This window comes from Nocardia sp. NBC_00565 (genome assembly GCF_036345915.1).
Taxonomy (GTDB): Bacteria; Actinomycetota; Actinomycetes; order Mycobacteriales; family Mycobacteriaceae; genus Nocardia.
Map to the genome: position 1 here is coordinate 8,519,118 of NZ_CP107785.1, position 17,399 is coordinate 8,536,516.

A 17,399-nucleotide genomic window follows, 5' to 3' on the forward strand; every position below is an offset into this window, starting at 1 on the left:
CGCTCAGGCCCGTGAGTCGGTGGATGTAGTCGGGCCGCACCTGGTGACCTGCGGCGGCGTCGTAATCGCGCCCGGCGACCTGTGCGACATCCAAGATGTCGATCCGTAGCGCATTCGGGACGGTGCCGCAGTTCTGTATCGGTGGACGTCGGGCCTATTCGCTTGCGGGCAGCGGTGATCGGCTGCCGCGCAGCAATTCGTCGGCCCGCCGGAGTGTCGCTTCGGCGGCTGCCGGATCGGCGTGCACCGGTCGCCAGAAGTCGGCATCCGGTGTCGCCCGCAGGGCGAGTTCCGGGGGAGTGCGCCAGGGTGCGACCAGGCCGAGCTGCCAGGAGTGCAGATGGGTCCGGTCGTACCGGGCGGATTTGTCGAACAGCGGGTCGCCGACGATCGGATGCCCGATCCAGGCCAGGTGCACCCGGATCTGGTGGCGTCGGCCGGTGATCGGGCGGACCGCGAGCACGGTCCGCTCATCGGTGCGCAGGACCGTGCTGAACTCGGTGACCGACGGATAGTTCTTGGCGGCCAACAGATCCGCGTCATCGACGAACCAGCGTCCCGCCTGCGCACGAATGCTCTCGCGAGGCGCGGCGATCCGCACCCGGTTCTTACGGCCGACGCTGAGCGGCAGCTCGATGACGCCCCGATCGGGCAGCCCGGTCGACTCGACAATCGCCAGATACGCCTTCTCCGCCGTCTGCTTGTTGAACTGCCTGGTCAGCTGCCCGTGCGCACCCAACTCCTTGGCCAGCAGGACCAGCCCGGAGGTCACCTTGTCGATCCGGTGCACCGGATAGAGCGTTTCCCCCGCCGCGGCCGCCGCCTCGACGATATCGCTGTCGTGCCGCTCCCCGGTCACCGAAATCCCGGCCGGCTTGTTCAACGCCAACACCGCCGCGTCCTCCTCGACGACGCAGCTCTTGCGCAACTCGGCCCACTGGAATTCCACCGGTCGAGCTTAGGTCGTCGCGCGGCGCACCCACCCGAGCGACCAGGATCGGGTCCTTGCGAGCGGCGTTCGCGGCCCATCTCGTGTCCGCGCCGAAAGAGCATCGCCGTTGAACACAGCCGAGTGCATGCGCGAGTCTCGACGGCACAGCCGCTAGCGATGGCTTGTAGATCGCTCGAAAGGGTCAGCGAGAAATCGGGACCGGGAACACGCCGTGGCGCAGGTGCGCCAAATCCAACACAGCTACCGGTACTTGCCGTTGCGGCGGAGCACGTGCGGACGCAGGCGGTTGAAGCCGCGGACGCGGACGCTGCGGAGGTTGCGGATGTCGAATTCCGGGTTGCCGTCCAGCGCCAAGGCGGCATGGTCGTCGATCATGACGCTGCCGGGGCGGGCGACGCCGGTGAGGCGGGAGGCGATATTGACCACCGAGCCGTATAGGTCACCGAAGCGCTGTAGCACCGGACCGTAGGCCACCGCGACGCGCAGTTCGGGAGTGCCGCCGACCATCATCGTGCTCTCTTGGATGGCCAGTGCGATCCGCGCCGCGTCGGCCGGATCCTCGGCCGCGAACATGACTTCGTCGCCGACGTTCTTGATGACCCAGCCGCCGTTCTCGGTGATTGCGGCGGTGGTGGTGGATTCGAACGCTTCGAGCAGCATCGATAATTCGTCCGGATGCAAGTGCCTGGTGAGCCGGGTGTAGCCGACCATATCGGCGAAGCCGACCGCCAACTCCCGGACCGCTTCACCCGCGGTGGTGCCCGGGTCGAGGGAACGGGCCAGTGCCGCGGCGAGATGGCGCCGCCAGGCGTAGTTGTTGAGCTGTTCGAGGGTGGAGATGGCCGCCTCGGTGGCAGTGCGGGCGGTCTCGGCCGGGTCGGCGCCGGGCACTGCCCCGGCGATGCGACCGCGGATCTCGTCGAGTACCAGGTCGACCTGCCATTCCGCGAGTCGCGCCATGCCCTGGCCGAGGGTGCGCGCGGTCGCGGCCTGCTGTCGGGAATCGGCGGAGGAGAGCACGTTGAGCGCGCGGAAATTGCGGACCGCGGCGATATCGGCGTCGGTGTAGTCGACGGCGGTGTCATCGACACCGGCCGGGAAGCCGAGCGCCATCCACAGCCGTTTGGTGAGGTCGGTGGTCGTTCCGGATTGTTCGGCGACCTGGGTCCGGTTGTAGCGGCGCGGTCCGTCGAGCAGATACGACTCCACGACCGACTCGACCAGCTCGGATATCTCGGTGGGAACCATGATCGGTACCTTACGGGCCGGGCGGGTGCCGATGGCCGCAACCGAGCAGTCGACAGTGACCGCACGGTCGCCCCGGTCGAGGACTGTGAACGGTCACAATCGGCGGGTGCGACAGCAGCGCGGCGGGGTCAGCTCAGATGCAGCCACTGTCCGGTCGATGGCAGGCCCTGGTCGTTCACGACGAACATCAGGTACCAGCCCGGCGGCGCGAGCGCCGGATTCGACGGCAGCGTGATCTTCACCGAATCCGGTGCGGTGGGGGTGAATTCGAGATCGATCAGGCGCTGCTCGTTATCGGAGGAGTGGGTGCACGCGCCGGGGCGGACCAGATTGACCTCGCGCAGGGGCGCGGTGCTGGTCGCGGTCATGGTCGCGCCGTAGGTGACGGTGCCCGTCGCGAGTTCCAGCTGTGGCCGCTCACCCTGGAAAAGATAAGGCGGCCAATAGGTTTCGATGCGCAATTCCTCGGTCTTGCGCGCGGGATTCGAGCCGGCGGTGATCACCTTGCCATCGGGGGTGAGCAGGGCGATGGAGTGGTACAGCCGTGGCACCCGGCAGGGTGCGGTGTGCATCCAGGTATTCATCGCCGGGTCGAAGATCTCGGCATGCGGTGGCGCGTCGTGCGCCATCTCCTCCATGCCGGAACCGCCGGTGGCCAGCACCGTACGGTCGGGGAGCAGAACCGCGCTCAGGTGCATCCTGGCATGGTCCATCGGCGGCGCGGGTTGATACTCCGGTGTCGCCGCGGTCAGGTCGACGATCCTGGTATCGGCCAAAGCCGGTGCGGGACTGTGCATATCGAAGCCGCCACCGCCGAGGATCATGACGCGCTGCTGTTGCGCAGGCGGCAGCAGCACGCTGGCGGATTGATTGCGCGATCCCGGGTCGGTGAGGCCGGGTACCTCGGTGGTGGCCCCGGTCGCCGGATCCCAGATCGACGGGCGCATACCGTTGTTCGCGCCGTACTGGCCGCCGGTGTAGAACAACCTGCCGTCGGTGAGCAGCACGAGATGGCCGTACATCGGGATCGGACCGGGTGCGGGCAGCTGTGACCAGGTTTCGGTGCCGGCGTCGAAGAGCTCCGGGACGACGGAGAGGAAGTTGTCGGCGCCGAGGCCGGATATCGCGACGATATTGCCGCTCGGCAGCGGTGCCAGTGCCGGATACCAGCGACCGAAGGCCATGTCCGGCTTGGTATTCCAGGTCAGATTCGACGGATCGAAGATGAGCGCGTCCTTGAGGCCGTAGAACGGGTCGTAGCGTTCGGTCCCACCCGCCGCGAGCAGTCTGCCGTCCGGCAGGAACGCATGGCCGACGCAGAACAGATCGATCGGGGTATCGGGCGCGCTCAAGCCCGGTTTCGGGTAATGCCAAACGCGCGTGCGGAATTCGTGCGCGTCGTGCTTATCGGGATCATTGCCGGAACCGGCGAAGAACAGCACGTCGCCGGTGTTCAGCAGGGCGGCGTGCACCGGGTTGATCTCGGTGCCGAAATCGAGGATGCGCCACAGGCCCATATGCGGCGCATGCGTCAGATCGGTCTCCAACTCGAGCACCCGCAGGTAGCCGGCGTTGGGGCCCTCCGGTGCGTCGATGGTGAATATCACCAGCTCCGGCGGGGCACCCTCGTGTGGCAGCAAAGCCACTGCCGCGCCCTGGTTTTCGGCGAATCCCCACTGGGTCTGGGTCCAGACGCTCCACCCGTCGACCGCGTGACCGGATCCTTCCAGCCCCCAGCCGATGGTGTACACGCCGGTGTTCACGCCCTCGGGATTGTCCACCGCGAATACGATCAGCTCCGGCCTGCCGTCGCCATCGAGATCCGCGGCCGCGATACCCACGCCCTGGTTTTCCCAGCCGTACCAGTCGGGCACCGCGACCCAGGGCGTCCATTCGCCGACCGTCCCGTCCGCGGTCAAGCCCTTGGCCAGCCGGAACTGCCCGCTGTTCTGGCCCGGCGGATTGTCGACGGTCAACACGACCAGGGTGGTCTGCCCGTCGATCGTGGTGAGGCAGATATCGGCGCCCTGGTTTTCCCAGCCGTACCAGTCCGGTACCGCGATCCACGGTGTCCACCCGCCGGTCACCGTGCCATCGGCGGCCAGATCACGTCCGATCCGGTAGTAGCCCTGGTTCTGGCCGGGCGGATTGTCCACGACGAACACCACCAGATCGAACTGGCCGTTACCGTTCAGATCGGCGATCGCGATGCCCGCGCCCTGGTTCTCCCCGCCGAACCAATCCGGCACCGGCAGCCACGGTCCCCAGGCCTGCGTCGAACCATCGGCGGCCAAACCCTTGCCCACCCGATAGTTGCCGGTGTTCTGGCCCTGCGGGTCGTCCACCATGAGTACGACGACATCGGGGGTGCCGTCACCGTCGAGATCCGCGATCGCGATGCCGCAATCCTGGTTCTCCCATGCGAACCAGTCGGGGATCGGAACGAATTGTCCTGCCACGCATTACATCGTCGTCCCGAAAGCGATCTTCCGCGCCGCTTGCGCCGAAGTTGTCGGCTGTTGTCCGGAACCCGCTAGGGCTGTTGGTAGGGCAGCAGCGATTCCCGGGACCAGGTGAGGGTGCCCGCCGCCAGATCGGCGATAACACCGTCGAGCCAACGCAATTCGGCCTCGGTGACGGCACGCTGGTATTCGTCCTCCAACATCACCACCCGGGGTAGGTGCATCGCGGCGGCCTGCGTCGCGTCGGTATCTATCTGGGCGAGTTCGGTGCGCACCGACGTTGCGCGCCGCTCCAGTTCGGTGCGGGCGCCGTCGGGGCCGAGCAGCATCAGGAATGACAGCGCGGCAGGGAATTCCGGATATTCGTTGCGCGGCTCGCCGAGCATCTCGGCCAGCCAGTTCGCGCAGGCCGCGCGGCCCGCTTCGGTGATCTCGTAGACGGTCCGCTCCGGATATTGCTGATCTCGGCCGGTCTCACGGACGGTGACCAGTCCGGCCTCCTGGAGCCTGGCGATCGTCTTGTAGAGCGCGGCGCGCTGGGCGACATTGACGACCTTGTCCTTGCCCCACTCCTTGATCCGCCGCTGGATCGCATAGGGGTGCATCGGTTCCAGATGCAGGATGCCGAGCAGCGCCATCGCCAGGGGAGAGCGCTTGAACTGCGTCGATGCCGTCATACCGACCATTCTAGTGGTGTCCGGACAACTAGGTTCCTACAAACTAGTTGCAAAGAAACTAGTTTGTATGCCACTATTGGTTCATCAGCAGAAGCCACCGCCCGAAAGGACCGAAAATGACCGCCAAGACCACCACCCGGATCCACGTCGACCACGAGACCGCCAAGCGCCTCGGCAACTGGACCGACGCGGACACCTTCGATGTCACCGCCCGCTACGGCAGCGTCGTCATCGACCTGCGCTCGCCGCGGATCGCGGGCGATGGCGAGATCGTGTTGCACGCCGATCTCGACCACGCCATGGTGAAGCTGCTCGTCCCGGACGACGCCGTCATCGACCAGACCGCGCTGCGCTGGACCGGCCGCGGCCGGGTGAAGGATTTCGCGTGCCCCCAGGACGCCGCGGGGCGGGTCATCCGGCTCACCGGCACCAGCACCCGCAGTGAATTCCGCGTGCACCGCGCCGGGATAGCCGTGCTGTCGGCGATGTTCTCCCGTGAGTTCTTCGAGGACGCCCGCCGCGCCCACCGTGAAGGCGCGCATCCGACCGTCGCCGATCCGGCCAACAGCCCGCGTTGAGCGGCGATCAGTGCCCCGATCTCGGTTTGCGCCGAGGTTGGGGCGCTTGTCATTTCGATTCTTTACACCACGGGTGCGCTTTGTCGAGGCACACCGAATCGGAGCTGTGGGCGCCTTGTCGAGCTGCCATTCGACTCGCGTCGTCGAGGCCGGTTGTCAGGTAGCTGACGAAGAATTCGTTGTTCAGCGCATAAGGTGAGCGCTGCTGGCGGATCAGGGGTATGGCGTCCTCGACCGAGTAGCCCAGATCCAGCAGGGTCTGCGCGACCACCAAGCCCGAACGGTTGTAACCGTATTGGCAGCGCACCATGACCGTGCGGTGCGCGCGGACCGCGGCGGCGGCGATGGTGGCCAGCTGCCGCGCCGCCGTCAGTTGATCGGCGTGTAGCGGCGCATCCGGAATCGTGAGGTGATGGTGTTCGACGCTGGGGTCCGGACCGTGCCCCTCGGCCTGGAACAGGCTGATCACCATGTCGAATTCGGTGCCGACCACTGCGGGAACCCGCACGCCATCGGCGTTTCCGTAATGATGTCCGCCCATCCACAGCTCGGGGATGATCTCGTTCCACGGCGCATCGGGATCGGGTGTCTGCATCCCCTTGATCCGCACCATCGCTGCCTCCCCGTGGTTCTCGGCCGACACGCGGCCTGCTTCCACGGTACCCAGGCCGCCGCGACGGCTCGGGAGAATGCGCGGGTTACTCGGCCTGCATCCGAATCGGCGGGAGGCTGTGCCGGTCGTAGGTTTCGACGGGGTTGACGGTGATCACGTCGCACACCCGCACCAGTGCTGCCGGTTGGTTGTCCAGATGTGCGAGATTCGGCATGATCACTGCTTCGGCTTCCGTGTCCCGGATAACCTCGCGCAACGCCGCGACAATGTGGGTGGCAGTGGAGTCCAACAGCACGATCTCGGCGATGTCATATCCCAATCGCTTTGCCAACTTGCGGATCTGGGCCGTATCCCAAGCCTGTGAGCTGCCCGAAATATCTCGGTGAATGAATCCGATCGCGGTCGGCGTCGGCCTCATCGACTTGCCCCGTTCCGTCGTGTACCCGATCTACCAGTGCTCGATGTCGCATGGCCGCGGCGGTGGTGACTGCGCTCATGCCAGCGTCGTTTCGCGTCAGCAAATGCAACGCAACCGTAGCAATTTTGCCTACCGAATACAACACATGTGTATCTTGGTCGGTCGAATTTCTTGCGGTCGAACCGATTCCACATGATAAGCAATATCTGTCAGTATGAACCGGTGGAGGTGAAGCGGTAGTGGCGGGATCGCGAACCGCGTCGGAACGGCCGAAAAGGCGTTATGCCCCCCGCTTGCCACCCGAACAGCGGCGCGCTCAGCTACTCGATGCCGCCTTCGCGGTGCTACATCGTGTGGAGTTGCCGGAGCTGAACATGGAAGCGGTAGCTCAGCAGGCCGGCGTCGGGAAACCCGTCCTATATACGGTTTTCAAGACCCGTGCCGAGTTGGTCGCCGCGCTCTTGGAACGCGAACGCGAACGCGGACTGGACCAGGTGGTCACGGCCCTACCGACCGATTTGATCGGATCCGATCCCGTCGCCGCGGCCTCGGCGACGGTGGAAGCTTTCGTCGGTATGGCCCTGGAGAATCCGACGCGCTGGCGGTTGATTCTCGCCACTCCGGGCGGAGCTCCCAGCGAATATCGTGAGGCACTGAGAAATTCGCGCTCCATTATTCTCGAACACGCCGAGGCGCTGGTGCGCATGGGTCTGGCGCTCGAACCCCGCTGGGCCGGTGCGGATTCCGCACTGCTCGCTAATTCGCTGCTGACCGTCGCCGAGATGCTCGGCAGACTAGCGGTCAACGATCCGGGCCAGTATCCAAGGGAACGCCTACTCGGCTTCCCGCGCACCCTCGTTCGGCTGGTGATGGGGGTGCCACCCGGCGATTAGCCCCGATTCCGCGGCAACTCTTCTTCTCGGGAGCGTCTAGAACGCGTTCTAGACAAAATTGGCATTTTGTCTTACATTCGAACCATGCAGACAGAGCTGTCTCACCGACCTCGTTTCGAGTTGAGATCCGCGGAGACCTGGCGTGACCCGTGGCAGATGTACGCCGAGCTGCGCGCCGACGATCCGGTGCATCACGTTGTGCCCGAGGATGATCCGGCCGGCGACTACTACGTCCTGTCCCGCTACGCGGACGTGTACGCGGCCGCTCGGGACGTCACAACGTTCTCCTCCGCGTCCGGCCTGACCATCGACTACCGCGATCTCGACGAGATCGGCCTGCCCCAGCCTCGGCCGTTCGTCTTCACCGATCCACCCGGCCACACCACCTTCCGCAAACAGGTCATGAAGGGCTTCACGCCGCGTCAGGTGCGCTCGGTCGAACCGCAGGTGCGCGCATTCGTCGTCGAGCGTTTGGAGCGGCTGCGCGCGGCAGGTGGGGGCGATATCGTCGTCGAACTGTTCAAGCCGCTGCCGAGCATGGTGGTCGCGCATTATCTCGGTGTGCCCGAAGCGGATCGGCCGAAATTCGACGAGTGGACCGACCTCATCATGACCGCCTCGGCCGGCGGCAGTCCGCTCGACGCCCAAGACGCGATCGCCGAATTGATGCAGTACTTCAGCCAACTCATCGAACGCCGCCGCGCCGAGCCCGCCGATGACACCATCTCGCATCTGGTCGCCGCCGGCATGGGCGCGGACGGCGACTACGCGGGCATCATCTCGATCCTCGGCTTCGCGTTCACCATGATCACCGGCGGAAACGACACCACCACCGGCAATCTCGGCGGTGCGGTGCAGTTGCTCACCGAGCGTCCGGATCAGCGACGGCTGCTGATCGAGAATCCGGCGCTCATTCCGGACGCGGTCGAGGAATTCCTGCGGCTCACCTCGCCGGTGCAGGGTTTGGCACGAACCCTGGTGCGCGACACCGAGATCCACGGCAGCACCATTCCAGCCGGACGCCGCGCGCTACTGCTGTACGCCTCCGCCAACCGCGACGAACGCGAATTCGGCCCCGCCGCAGGCGAACTCGATGTGCTGCGGCGGCCCAAGCAGATCCTGACCTTCAGTCATGGCAACCATCACTGCCTCGGCGCGGCCGCCGCACGCATGGTCGCATGCGTCGCACTCGAGGAGTTACTGTCGCGCTGCCCGGATTTCGCCGTCGATATCGACCGCGTGCGTTATGCCCCGGGAAGTTACGTGCGCTGGCCCGATCGCGTCCCGTTCCGGGTGTCTCGATGAGGGCGGCATCGCACGGCGATTCGATGAGTGGGCCGGGTGGTCCCGGAGATTGGTTGCGTCCCAGGCGCGCCGATATCGCGGCCGAACAGATTCTCGACGCCGCCGCGCGGCTGTTCGTCGAGCGCGGTGTCACCAACACCGGGATGGGCGATGTCGCGCGGGCCGCGGGCTGCTCGCGCGCCACCCTGTACCGCTACTTCCCGAACCGCCAGGCCCTGCGCATCGCGTTCGTACACCGCGAAGCGCGCCGGGTCGCGGCCGCCGTCGCCGAGCAGACCCGCGATATCGCCGATCCGGGCGAGCGCATCGTCGCCGTCATGCTCGCTTCGCTGCGGATGGTCCGCGCCGATCCGACACTGATCGCCTGGTTCACCGCGGGTGATGCGGGCATCGCCAATGAGATCGGTCAATCCTCCGAGGTCATCGAGGCTATTGCCGCGGGTTTGCTGCCGCGGACCGTCGATGACGATCGCGCCCGCCTGGCCCGCTGGCTGGCCCGCATCATCATGTCGCTGCTCACCGCCCCCGGTCGGGACGAGACCGATGAGCGAGCCATGCTCGAGCAGTTCGTCGTTCCGGTCGTCATCGGCGGCGTCACCAACTCTTGACTAGGAGTGCACTCCAGGTCGTAGCGTCGAGGTGTGAGTCAATCGATCGCCGACCAAGGAGGAGAGCCACGCATGATCGCGACCAGGAAGCTGGGACAGTTGACCGTGGGTGCACAGGGTCTGGGCTGTATGGGCATGAGCGGGGCCTACGGTGTGCGCGATAACGACGACGAATCCATTGCCACCATCCATCGCGCGCTGGAACTGGGCGTGACGCTGCTGGACACCGCCAATGTCTACGGTCCGGAGACCAATGAGCGCCTGGTCGGCCGGGCCATCGCCGACCGCCGCGATCAGGTGGTGCTGGCGACCAAGTTCGGCATCGTATGGGGCGAGGACGGATCCCTCGGCGCGCGTGGCAACGCCGCCTATGTAGAGCAGAGCTGCGACGCGTCGCTGGCCCGGCTCGGCGTCGACCATATCGACCTGTACTACCAGCACCGCGTGGACCCGAACGTCCCGGTCGAGGAGACCTGGGGCGCACTCTCGGAATTGGTGGCCGCGGGCAAGGTGCGCTATCTCGGCATCTCGGAGGCGTCGGCCGCGACCATCCGGCGCGCGCATGCGGTGCACCCGGTGACCGCGTTGCAGAGCGAATGGTCGCTGTGGACAAGGGATATCGAGGCCGAGGTGCTGGCGACCTGTCGTGAGTTGGGGATCGGTATCGTGCCCTTCTCGCCGCTCGGGCGCGGCTTCCTGACCGGCGCGATCACCTCCACCGCGGACCTGCCCGCCGACGATATGCGCCGCACGCTTCCGCGATTCGCCGACGGCAACTTCGACCGCAACCTCGCCATCGTCGCGGCGCTGCGCGAGCTGGCCGCTGAAAAGGGCATCACCGCAGGACAATTGGCCCTGGCCTGGGTGCAGAGCCGCGGTGACGATGTGGTTCCCATCCCGGGTACCAAGCGCCGCACCTACCTCGAGGAGAACGTCGCCGCCACCGAGATCACCTTGACCGCCGACGATCTCGCCCGCATCGACGCGGCCGCTCCCGCCACCGCCTTCGCCGGCTCGCGCTACCCGGAGGCGCTCGCCAAGGCCGCGGGCCGCTGATCGACAACGCCGTGGCGGTGGCGTCCTTCGCACCGCCCGGCCGCGTCAATGGTGGACCTGGATCAGGGACTTTGGTCACCGAGGCCGTGCAGCCTGCGTTCGAGATCGGTCAGGTTCTCCAGTGTGCGATCGCGGTTGAGCACGGCGACCGATTCGAGGAGCTGGACACAGACCTCGTCTACCGCGCGCCGGGCGCGATCGCGCTGCGCGGTGATGGTCGCGTGCAGCAATGCGGTGAGCGCGATCGATCCATTGAATGCCTGCAGCGCAATCATTTTCGTCGTCAGGTCGAGGTCCGCGAAGGCGGGGAAATCGCGAGATGCCGCATAGGTGGTGGCTGCGGAGGCGATGAAGGCGCACGGTATCGCGCCCGCCAGGTGAAAACGCATCGCGGCCCAGATGACGAACGGGAAGACCAGGAACAACAGATTCGTCGACACGGTGGTGGCGACCAGTACGACCAGCAACGTGCCCGTTATCAGCGCCGTGGCCTCCACTGCGCGTACGGGCTTGACCTTCTTCGGTTTTCCGGCCGTCATCAGCAATATCAAGGGAGTGACCGTCAGCACGCCCATCGCGTCTCCGGTCCACCACACCGCCCATATTTGGGTCAGATCACGCGCCGCGAGTCTGCCGCTGACGAACAGCGTCAGGCTACCGACCGTCGAGCTGACCAACATCCCGGTCAAGGCCCCGAGAAATACCAGCGCCAGCGCGTCTTTGATCCGGTCGAAATCCCGTTGGAACCCGGCCCGTTGTAGCAGCAGATAAGCAATGATCGGTGCCGCTGTGTTCCCGGCGGCGATGATCAGCACGGCGGGCAGCGTCGGCCCCAGCAAGATATTCACCGCGAAGGCCCCCAGTGCGATACCCGGCCAAGCGCGCAGTCCCAGCAACAACAGGCAGGCCACGCCGATCCCGGTCGGCGGCCATAGCGCGGTAACCTGCCCGCCCACCAATGCCATCCGCAATCCGACCTGTCCGGTCGCGAAGTACGCGACCGCGATAGCGGCGATCCAGAGGATCAGAGCGGTGCGCCTGCCGGGACGACCCACTGACCGAGCATAGTTCGAATTCACCTCCGGTGCTCACGAATCAGGGGATGGCCCAGTCGATACGCCGTACCGCCCGTGGCGCTGAGCAGCAGCATCGGCGGCGCTCGCCTCTCGCTACCTGCGACGCGCACCCGACTTCGACCGCGCAGCGCTGTGGCGTCCGAATGCGCTTCGCGCGCAATCACGTTCGATGGCGAGTCTGGCGGGCACGAGTGCCGTCGCACTCACCGCGGCCGTGGCGCTGCTACAGCGAAAGAATCTCTTCGACCTGCCGCGAACCAATCCGCGGCTGTGGATGGCAGTAATGGTGCTGTATCCGGTGGCGAGCTGTTCACCGCATCCGTCGAGCATTCGATCTATGGGATCGTCATCTTCACCGTCGGCCTGGGCACGTACTTCTATCACGGCGCGGAGCAGGCGCGGCTAGCGCAGCACCTCGCCGATGCCGAATAGTAGGTCCTTCTTTCCTGTCATTTCCACAGGTCAGGGGATTTTTAAAGCCTAATTGCGCGATTTCTAGTCAAACTGAAATCAGTTCAGTATGCTGGCGTCGAAACCGACCGAGGAGACGTCGCCATGACGCAGACCACAAGCCTTTCCGAGACACCCGATCGAGACCTGGGTGGCTGCCCGGTCATGCATCGCGACTTCGCGCCCGCGCAGGCGGCCGGCCACCATTGGGAGTTGGCGGACGAACTGCGCGAGACGAGCCCGGTCTTCTTCAATACCTTCGCCCAGGGCTACTGGGTGTTCACCCGCCATGACGCGGTCCGCGACATCTACAAATTGCCGGAGGTGTTCTCGAGCGAGTCGATCACACCCTGGGAGCCGGACCCGATCTACCGCTTCGTCCCGACGCAGATCGACGCGCCCGACCACATCAAGTACCGCAAGATCGTCAACGCGTGGTTCTCGCCGCACGCGATCGACGAGGCGGAACAGACGATGCGCGACCGGTGCCGCAGACTCGTCGAGGAGGTGGCTCCCACCGGCGCATCCAACTTCGTCGGCGAGTTCGCCCTGCGCTTTCCCACCGAGGCCTTCCTCAGCGTGATCGGCATCGATCCTTCCGACGCGGACCTCTTCGTGCCGTGGGTCGAGGACTTCTTCGGCGGGTTCAGCGGTGACCCCGCCGGTCTGGAGCCGATGGGGAAGGCACTCGAGGGTATCCGCGGGTACTGGGTCGCCGCCCTGGCGGAGCGACGGGCCGATCCGGTGCCTCGCCAAGGCGATCTCGCGACGCACCTACTGCATTCGACCTTCGACGATCGTCCGCTCACCGACGCCGAGATGCTCGACATGCTCACGGTGCTCGTGCTGGCCGGGCTCGATACGACCCGCGGCACGCTCGGCTACCTGTTCCGCCACCTCGCCACGCACCCTGAACATCGCAGGCAGCTGATCGAACAGCCGGAGCTGATCCCGTCCGCGGTGGAGGAGGTGCTGCGTTTGTACACCATCGTCTTCGGCGACGGCCGAAAGGTGACTCGCGACATCGAGTTTCACGGTGTTCAGCTGAAGCGGGGCGATATGGTCTATGCGCTCGTCTCCGGCGCGAACCGAGATCCGCGCGCGTACGACCAGGCCGACGAGTTCGTCATCGATCGCCAGCGCAATCAACATATGGGCTTCGCGAACGGCCCGCACCGGTGCCTCGGCTCCCATCTCGCGCGGCGCGAGCTGCGGATCGCGGTCGAGGAGTGGTTGCGGGTGATCCCGGACTTCCACATCGCGGGCGAGGCAGAGCTGACCGAGCGCGGCGGCGGCGCGATGATGACGCTGACCCGGCTTCCACTGGCCTGGGCGGTGCAGTCGTGAGAATCACGGTCGACGGCGCGAGCTGCACCGGGCACGGCCGCTGCTATTCGATGGCTCCGGACTTGCTCACCTGCGATGACGAGGGCTTCGTCGCGATGCGGGATCAGCCGATCGAGGTGCCCGCCGATCAGACCGAGGCCGCGGCCGACGCGGCCGGGACCTGCCCCGAAGGGGCCATCACGCTGGGTGCGTAGTGACTGTCGCTACCCGAATGCCCACACCACCGATCGACGCTCATCGAGGAGACGCAAAATGGCAAGACGCATAGTGGTGGTCGGCGCAGGCTCCGGCGGTTGTGTCATGGCCGCCCGGCTATCCGAGGACGAGAACAATAACGTAGTGCTCGTCGAGGCCGGGCCCGACTATCCGACACTCGACGACCTGCACGAGCATGTGAAGGATGCCTTTACCTTCGGGTTCACCACACACGACTGGGGCTATGTCTCGGAGGACCACATCCCCGGTTCTGCCAATGCGCCGACCTTCGCCATCGTCGAGCAGGGCGTCCTTCCGGTACTTCGCGGCAAAGTGATGGGTGGCTCGTCCGCGGTCAACGCCACGAACGCGCTGCGCCCGACCCCGCGCGATTTCGAACAGTGGGTAGGCCTCGGCTTGGACAAATGGTCCTGGGACGAGGTCCTGCCGTATCTGAAGCGACTCGAGCGCGATCCGGTCGGCGGTCCACTGCACGGCGTCGACGGACCTGTCCCGATAAAACGATGGAGCGAAGGCGACGGTCTGCGCCCGTTCATGGCGGCCTTTGTCGAATCGGCCGCCAGCCTGGGTTACCGGGTGGTCGACGATCTCAACGGTGCAAGCCAGCTCGGCGTCGGCCCGGTCCCGATGAACCAGCAGGACGGAATCAGACAGAGCACCGCGGTGACTTATCTCGCGGCCGCTCGCGGCCGCAAGAATCTCACGGTACGTGGCGGCGCCGATGTCGACCGGCTCGAGATCGTGGACGGCCGACCACGTGCGGTCGTGCTCGCCGACGGCGAACGCATCGACGCGGATCTGGTGGTGTTGTGCGCGGGATCGATCGGCACCCCGTCGATCCTGATGCGATCCGGAATCGGACCCGCGGAGGTGCTCGAGCAGTTGGACATCCCGGTCGAGGTGCCGCTGGCAGGCGTCGGGCGCAATCTCCGCGATCATCCCCTGGTGTACATGACCTATACCGGTGATGCGGAGGCCATCGGTGAACTCCTGCCACCGCTGCAGGTCGTGCTGACGACCAGCGCGGCGGGGCCGGACGGTTCGGCGGAGATCGACCTGCACATGATCCCGTTCACCCTCGAGCCCGGCTCGATTCTCGTCGCGGTCGGTCTCGTTCGTCCGTACTCGATCGGCTCCACCGAGATCAGATCCGCCGATCCCGGCACCGCCCCGCGGATTCTGCTGAATCTCCTGCATCATCCCGACGATCTGCGCCGCCTGGTGCGCGGCGTCGAACTCACGCGGCAGGTGATGAACTCCGGACCGCTCGCGAAATACGTCGGCGAAGAGTTGTGGCCCGGGCCGTCGGCAGCCACGACCGGTCAACTCACCCAGGCGGTCTTGGAAGCCAAGAACACTTATGCGCATGCGGTGGGCACCGCGGCCATGGGTGAGGCGGGCAGCCCGTGGGCGGTGGTCGGACAGGACTGCAAGGTGCACGGCCTCGATGCGCTGTACATCGCCGACGCGTCGGTGATGCCGACCATCGTCGGTGTGCCGACCAATACCACCACGATGATGATCGCCGAAAGGTGCGCGGACTTCATCAAGGACATATTCAGGTAGCCGATCTCGTGGAGATCAAGGCATTTCATATCGCGAGCCCGGAGCAGAAGTCGCAATACCTTGCGCCCTTGGCGAGTGGTGAGATCAGGTCGGCGTTCGCGATGACCGAGCCCGCTCCGGGCGCGGGCTCGGATCCGTCGGCGCTGATGACCCGGGCCGAGCGGACACCGGCCGGGTGGCGCATCAACGGACGCAAATGGTTCATCACCGGAGCCGACGGCGCCGGGTTCTTCATCATCATGGCGCGTACGTCGGGTGTGCCGGGAGAGCGTGGCGGCGCAACGATGTTCCTGGCTCCGGCCGAAACGCCGGGGCTGCACGTCGGGCGGCACATCCCGACAGCGGACCGCTCGATGCTCGGTGGTCACTGTGAGGTCATCTTCGATCGCGGCGACGCTGTTTCGAGCCCCAGGACGGTCAGGTCGCCGCGATGGCACGGTCGGCGGCCGCTCGGTCGGCCGCGGCAAGTCCGAATACGAGTGCGGCCGCGATGCCGCCGGTGTACGCGCGGTCGTAGAGACCGCCGATATCGGCGCCCGCCGCGAAGAGTCCATCGATGGTTGCACCGCTTGCGGCAAGGACTCTGCCATCCCGGTCGATGCGGATGCCGTGGAACGGAAATGTCAGGGCGGGGCACACCTCGATGACGTAATACGGGCCATGGTCGAGCGGTCGCGCGTCGTAGGCGCGCGGGGGCCGCGCGGCTGAACCGGCGGCGTTGACGGCGCGGATCTGCTCAGCGATGTCGACGCCGTCGTAGCCCCACTCGGTGGGCAGATATGCGAAGTCGTCGAGGTTTTCGGCGATCCCGCAGCGCCCGCACCGGCGTTGTGCCAGATCGAATTTGTCGAGCGCGTCCGCACCTTCGACGTAACTTCCGGTGATCCAGTCGCGGTAGACCCGCTCGTCGGCGACGAGCAATCCGCGGGCCTCCGGTTGGTCCAGCAGTTCCATAGTGGTCAGGTGGTCGCCGACGGTTTCGTCGGTGAACCGGCGGTTGTGGAGGTTGAACAGCAGGGCGTGCTCGCTGTAATACAACGACAGCGCGACGAAGTCGGACGGATCGCGGAACTCTACCCCGGTGGGAATGAGGTGGCCGTAGAAACCGGAGCGTTCCATGCCCGTCGCGGCCCCGACCTCCTCGGCAAGCCGAAGTCCGTCGCCGACGCTGGTCGGATTGGACCGCAACTGCATCGCGCTCGCAGCGGGATGGATGTACTTATCGACCAGCTCCGGATTCGCCTGGAACCCACCAGTCGCGAGTATCGTTGCGCCAGCGCGAATCTCGCGTTCGGTGCCGTCCGGAAGTCGCACCCGAGCGCCGACGACGGCACCGTCTTCGGTGAGCAGGGCTCGAGTGTCGGTCTCGGTGAGCAGCTCGCCCCCGGCGCGGATCCGTCGGCGGCATTCGTCGATGTACCGGTTGGTGTCGAATTGGTGACCGGAACCGTAGCGCAGGACGGTAACCGCGTCGGCGCATTCGACGCCGAGCGACCGGATCCAGGTGATACCAGGCCCGAACCCGTCGACGAGTGCGCGGCGCAGCTCGATATCGCCGCGGGGGTTGACCTCGTCCATGATCGGGTGGGAGGGGGCGGTCCAGGCATATCCCGCGAATTGGGCGGATCCGCCTACTGCGGTTGCCTTTTCGACGACGATCACGGAATTGCCTCGATGCAGTGATCGTGCCGCCGCGGTGAGCCCGGCCATCCCGCCGCCGATGACAAGTACGTCCGTGTGGACCTCTGGCATTCGATGCTCCTCACGCGTCGCGGTCGTTCCCAGCGTGATGATCAGCCTAACTCTAAAACTGAAGTCAGTTCAAGTACGGATTTGCTTGTGAAGTGGATCACGGTGCATGTACGGTGTTACCCGAACCGAGTTCAACTCAGTTTAGTTCGGCGACAGCGCGCCGACGACAGGAACCTTGCCTT

At 65.8% G+C, this 17,399-nt stretch carries 17 protein-coding genes and 1 pseudogene; 10 read left to right on the forward strand and 8 right to left on the reverse strand.

What is annotated here, in order from left to right:
- Positions 1 to 154: 154 nt before the first annotated feature.
- The 4 genes from OG874_RS39325 to OG874_RS39340 form a co-directional block, all read right to left on the reverse strand.
- Positions 155 to 949 (reverse strand): RluA family pseudouridine synthase, encoded by a 795-nt coding sequence (locus tag OG874_RS39325; protein WP_330252103.1) that lies wholly within the window; start codon positions 947 to 949, stop codon positions 155 to 157.
- A 243-nt stretch (positions 950 to 1,192) separates the two neighbouring features.
- Positions 1,193 to 2,200: an adenylate/guanylate cyclase domain-containing protein gene (locus tag OG874_RS39330; protein WP_330252104.1), complete on the reverse strand. Its 1,008-nt coding sequence runs from the start codon at positions 2,198 to 2,200 to the stop codon at positions 1,193 to 1,195.
- A 128-nt stretch (positions 2,201 to 2,328) separates the two neighbouring features.
- Positions 2,329 to 4,659, reverse strand: a complete 2,331-nt coding sequence (locus OG874_RS39335; RefSeq protein ID WP_330252105.1) for a galactose oxidase-like domain-containing protein — start codon at positions 4,657 to 4,659, stop codon at positions 2,329 to 2,331.
- A gap of 74 nt (positions 4,660 to 4,733) precedes the next feature.
- A complete protein-coding gene (locus tag OG874_RS39340; RefSeq protein WP_330252106.1) occupies positions 4,734 to 5,339 on the reverse strand; it encodes a PadR family transcriptional regulator in 606 nt (201 codons plus the stop codon).
- A gap of 116 nt (positions 5,340 to 5,455) precedes the next feature.
- Between OG874_RS39340 and OG874_RS39345 the strand changes: the two genes are divergently transcribed.
- On the forward strand, positions 5,456 to 5,917 hold the full coding sequence (locus OG874_RS39345) for a hypothetical protein (protein ID WP_330252107.1): 462 nt from the start codon (positions 5,456 to 5,458) through the stop codon (positions 5,915 to 5,917).
- Positions 5,918 to 5,966: 49 nt separating this feature from the next.
- Here the strand turns inward: OG874_RS39345 and OG874_RS39350 are convergent, their stop codons facing one another.
- Positions 5,967 to 6,560 (reverse strand): protein-tyrosine phosphatase family protein, encoded by a 594-nt coding sequence (locus tag OG874_RS39350; protein WP_330252108.1) that lies wholly within the window; start codon positions 6,558 to 6,560, stop codon positions 5,967 to 5,969.
- A 55-nt stretch (positions 6,561 to 6,615) separates the two neighbouring features.
- On the reverse strand, positions 6,616 to 6,948 hold the full coding sequence (locus OG874_RS39355) for a hypothetical protein (protein ID WP_330252109.1): 333 nt from the start codon (positions 6,946 to 6,948) through the stop codon (positions 6,616 to 6,618).
- Positions 6,949 to 7,241: 293 nt separating this feature from the next.
- Here OG874_RS39355 and OG874_RS39360 point away from each other — a divergent pair, with 293 nt between their 5' ends.
- From OG874_RS39360 to OG874_RS39375, 4 genes are all read left to right on the forward strand, one after another.
- On the forward strand, positions 7,242 to 7,841 hold the full coding sequence (locus OG874_RS39360; protein WP_330252110.1) for a TetR/AcrR family transcriptional regulator: 600 nt from the start codon (positions 7,242 to 7,244) through the stop codon (positions 7,839 to 7,841).
- Between the two features lie 84 nt (positions 7,842 to 7,925).
- The gene (locus OG874_RS39365; RefSeq protein ID WP_330252111.1) at positions 7,926 to 9,146 is read left to right on the forward strand and encodes a cytochrome P450; all 1,221 of its coding nucleotides are present in this window, start codon (positions 7,926 to 7,928) and stop codon (positions 9,144 to 9,146) included.
- On the forward strand, positions 9,143 to 9,754 hold the full coding sequence (locus OG874_RS39370; protein ID WP_330252112.1) for a TetR/AcrR family transcriptional regulator: 612 nt from the start codon (positions 9,143 to 9,145) through the stop codon (positions 9,752 to 9,754). The genes OG874_RS39365 and OG874_RS39370 overlap by 4 nt, the downstream gene beginning before the upstream one ends.
- 72 nt (positions 9,755 to 9,826) lie before the next feature.
- Complete coding sequence (locus OG874_RS39375; RefSeq protein ID WP_330252113.1) at positions 9,827 to 10,810, forward strand: aldo/keto reductase; 984 nt, start codon at positions 9,827 to 9,829, stop codon at positions 10,808 to 10,810.
- A gap of 62 nt (positions 10,811 to 10,872) precedes the next feature.
- Here the strand turns inward: OG874_RS39375 and OG874_RS39380 are convergent, their stop codons facing one another.
- On the reverse strand, positions 10,873 to 11,865 hold the full coding sequence (locus OG874_RS39380) for an MASE1 domain-containing protein (RefSeq protein ID WP_330252114.1): 993 nt from the start codon (positions 11,863 to 11,865) through the stop codon (positions 10,873 to 10,875).
- A 291-nt stretch (positions 11,866 to 12,156) separates the two neighbouring features.
- Here OG874_RS39380 and OG874_RS39385 point away from each other — a divergent pair, with 291 nt between their 5' ends.
- The 5 genes and pseudogenes from OG874_RS39385 to OG874_RS39405 form a co-directional block, all read left to right on the forward strand.
- Entirely contained in the window at positions 12,157 to 12,318 is a 162-nt protein-coding gene (locus OG874_RS39385) for a hypothetical protein (protein ID WP_330252115.1), read from the forward strand.
- A gap of 123 nt (positions 12,319 to 12,441) precedes the next feature.
- Complete coding sequence (locus OG874_RS39390) at positions 12,442 to 13,683, forward strand: cytochrome P450 (protein WP_330252116.1); 1,242 nt, start codon at positions 12,442 to 12,444, stop codon at positions 13,681 to 13,683.
- Positions 13,680 to 13,877, forward strand: coding sequence for a ferredoxin (locus tag OG874_RS39395; protein ID WP_330252117.1), 198 nt, complete (start codon positions 13,680 to 13,682; stop codon positions 13,875 to 13,877). Before OG874_RS39390 ends, OG874_RS39395 begins: the two co-directional genes overlap by 4 nt.
- Positions 13,878 to 13,935: 58 nt before the next feature.
- Positions 13,936 to 15,465 (forward strand): GMC family oxidoreductase, encoded by a 1,530-nt coding sequence (locus OG874_RS39400; RefSeq protein ID WP_330252118.1) that lies wholly within the window; start codon positions 13,936 to 13,938, stop codon positions 15,463 to 15,465.
- Between the two features lie 26 nt (positions 15,466 to 15,491).
- A pseudogene (locus OG874_RS39405) lies at positions 15,492 to 15,851 on the forward strand (acyl-CoA dehydrogenase); the annotation flags it as partial.
- Between the two features lie 31 nt (positions 15,852 to 15,882).
- Here OG874_RS39405 and OG874_RS39410 read toward each other — a convergent pair.
- Positions 15,883 to 17,217, reverse strand: a complete 1,335-nt coding sequence (locus OG874_RS39410; protein ID WP_330252119.1) for an FAD-dependent oxidoreductase — start codon at positions 17,215 to 17,217, stop codon at positions 15,883 to 15,885.
- Positions 17,218 to 17,399: the final 182 nt, after the last annotated feature.

Coding starts and splice junctions, on each gene's coding strand:
- OG874_RS39330 (WP_330252104.1), bottom strand. CDS start 2,200: ATGGTTCCCACCGAGATATCCGAGCTGGTCGAGTCGGTCGTGGAGTCG.
- OG874_RS39340 (WP_330252106.1), bottom strand. CDS start 5,339: ATGACGGCATCGACGCAGTTCAAGCGCTCTCCCCTGGCGATGGCGCTG.
- OG874_RS39345 (WP_330252107.1), top strand. CDS start 5,456: ATGACCGCCAAGACCACCACCCGGATCCACGTCGACCACGAGACCGCC.
- OG874_RS39355 (WP_330252109.1), bottom strand. CDS start 6,948: ATGAGGCCGACGCCGACCGCGATCGGATTCATTCACCGAGATATTTCG.
- OG874_RS39365 (WP_330252111.1), top strand. CDS start 7,926: ATGCAGACAGAGCTGTCTCACCGACCTCGTTTCGAGTTGAGATCCGCG.
- OG874_RS39370 (WP_330252112.1), top strand. CDS start 9,143: ATGAGGGCGGCATCGCACGGCGATTCGATGAGTGGGCCGGGTGGTCCC.
- OG874_RS39375 (WP_330252113.1), top strand. CDS start 9,827: ATGATCGCGACCAGGAAGCTGGGACAGTTGACCGTGGGTGCACAGGGT.
- OG874_RS39390 (WP_330252116.1), top strand. CDS start 12,442: ATGACGCAGACCACAAGCCTTTCCGAGACACCCGATCGAGACCTGGGT.
- OG874_RS39400 (WP_330252118.1), top strand. CDS start 13,936: ATGGCAAGACGCATAGTGGTGGTCGGCGCAGGCTCCGGCGGTTGTGTC.
- OG874_RS39410 (WP_330252119.1), bottom strand. CDS start 17,217: ATGCCAGAGGTCCACACGGACGTACTTGTCATCGGCGGCGGGATGGCC.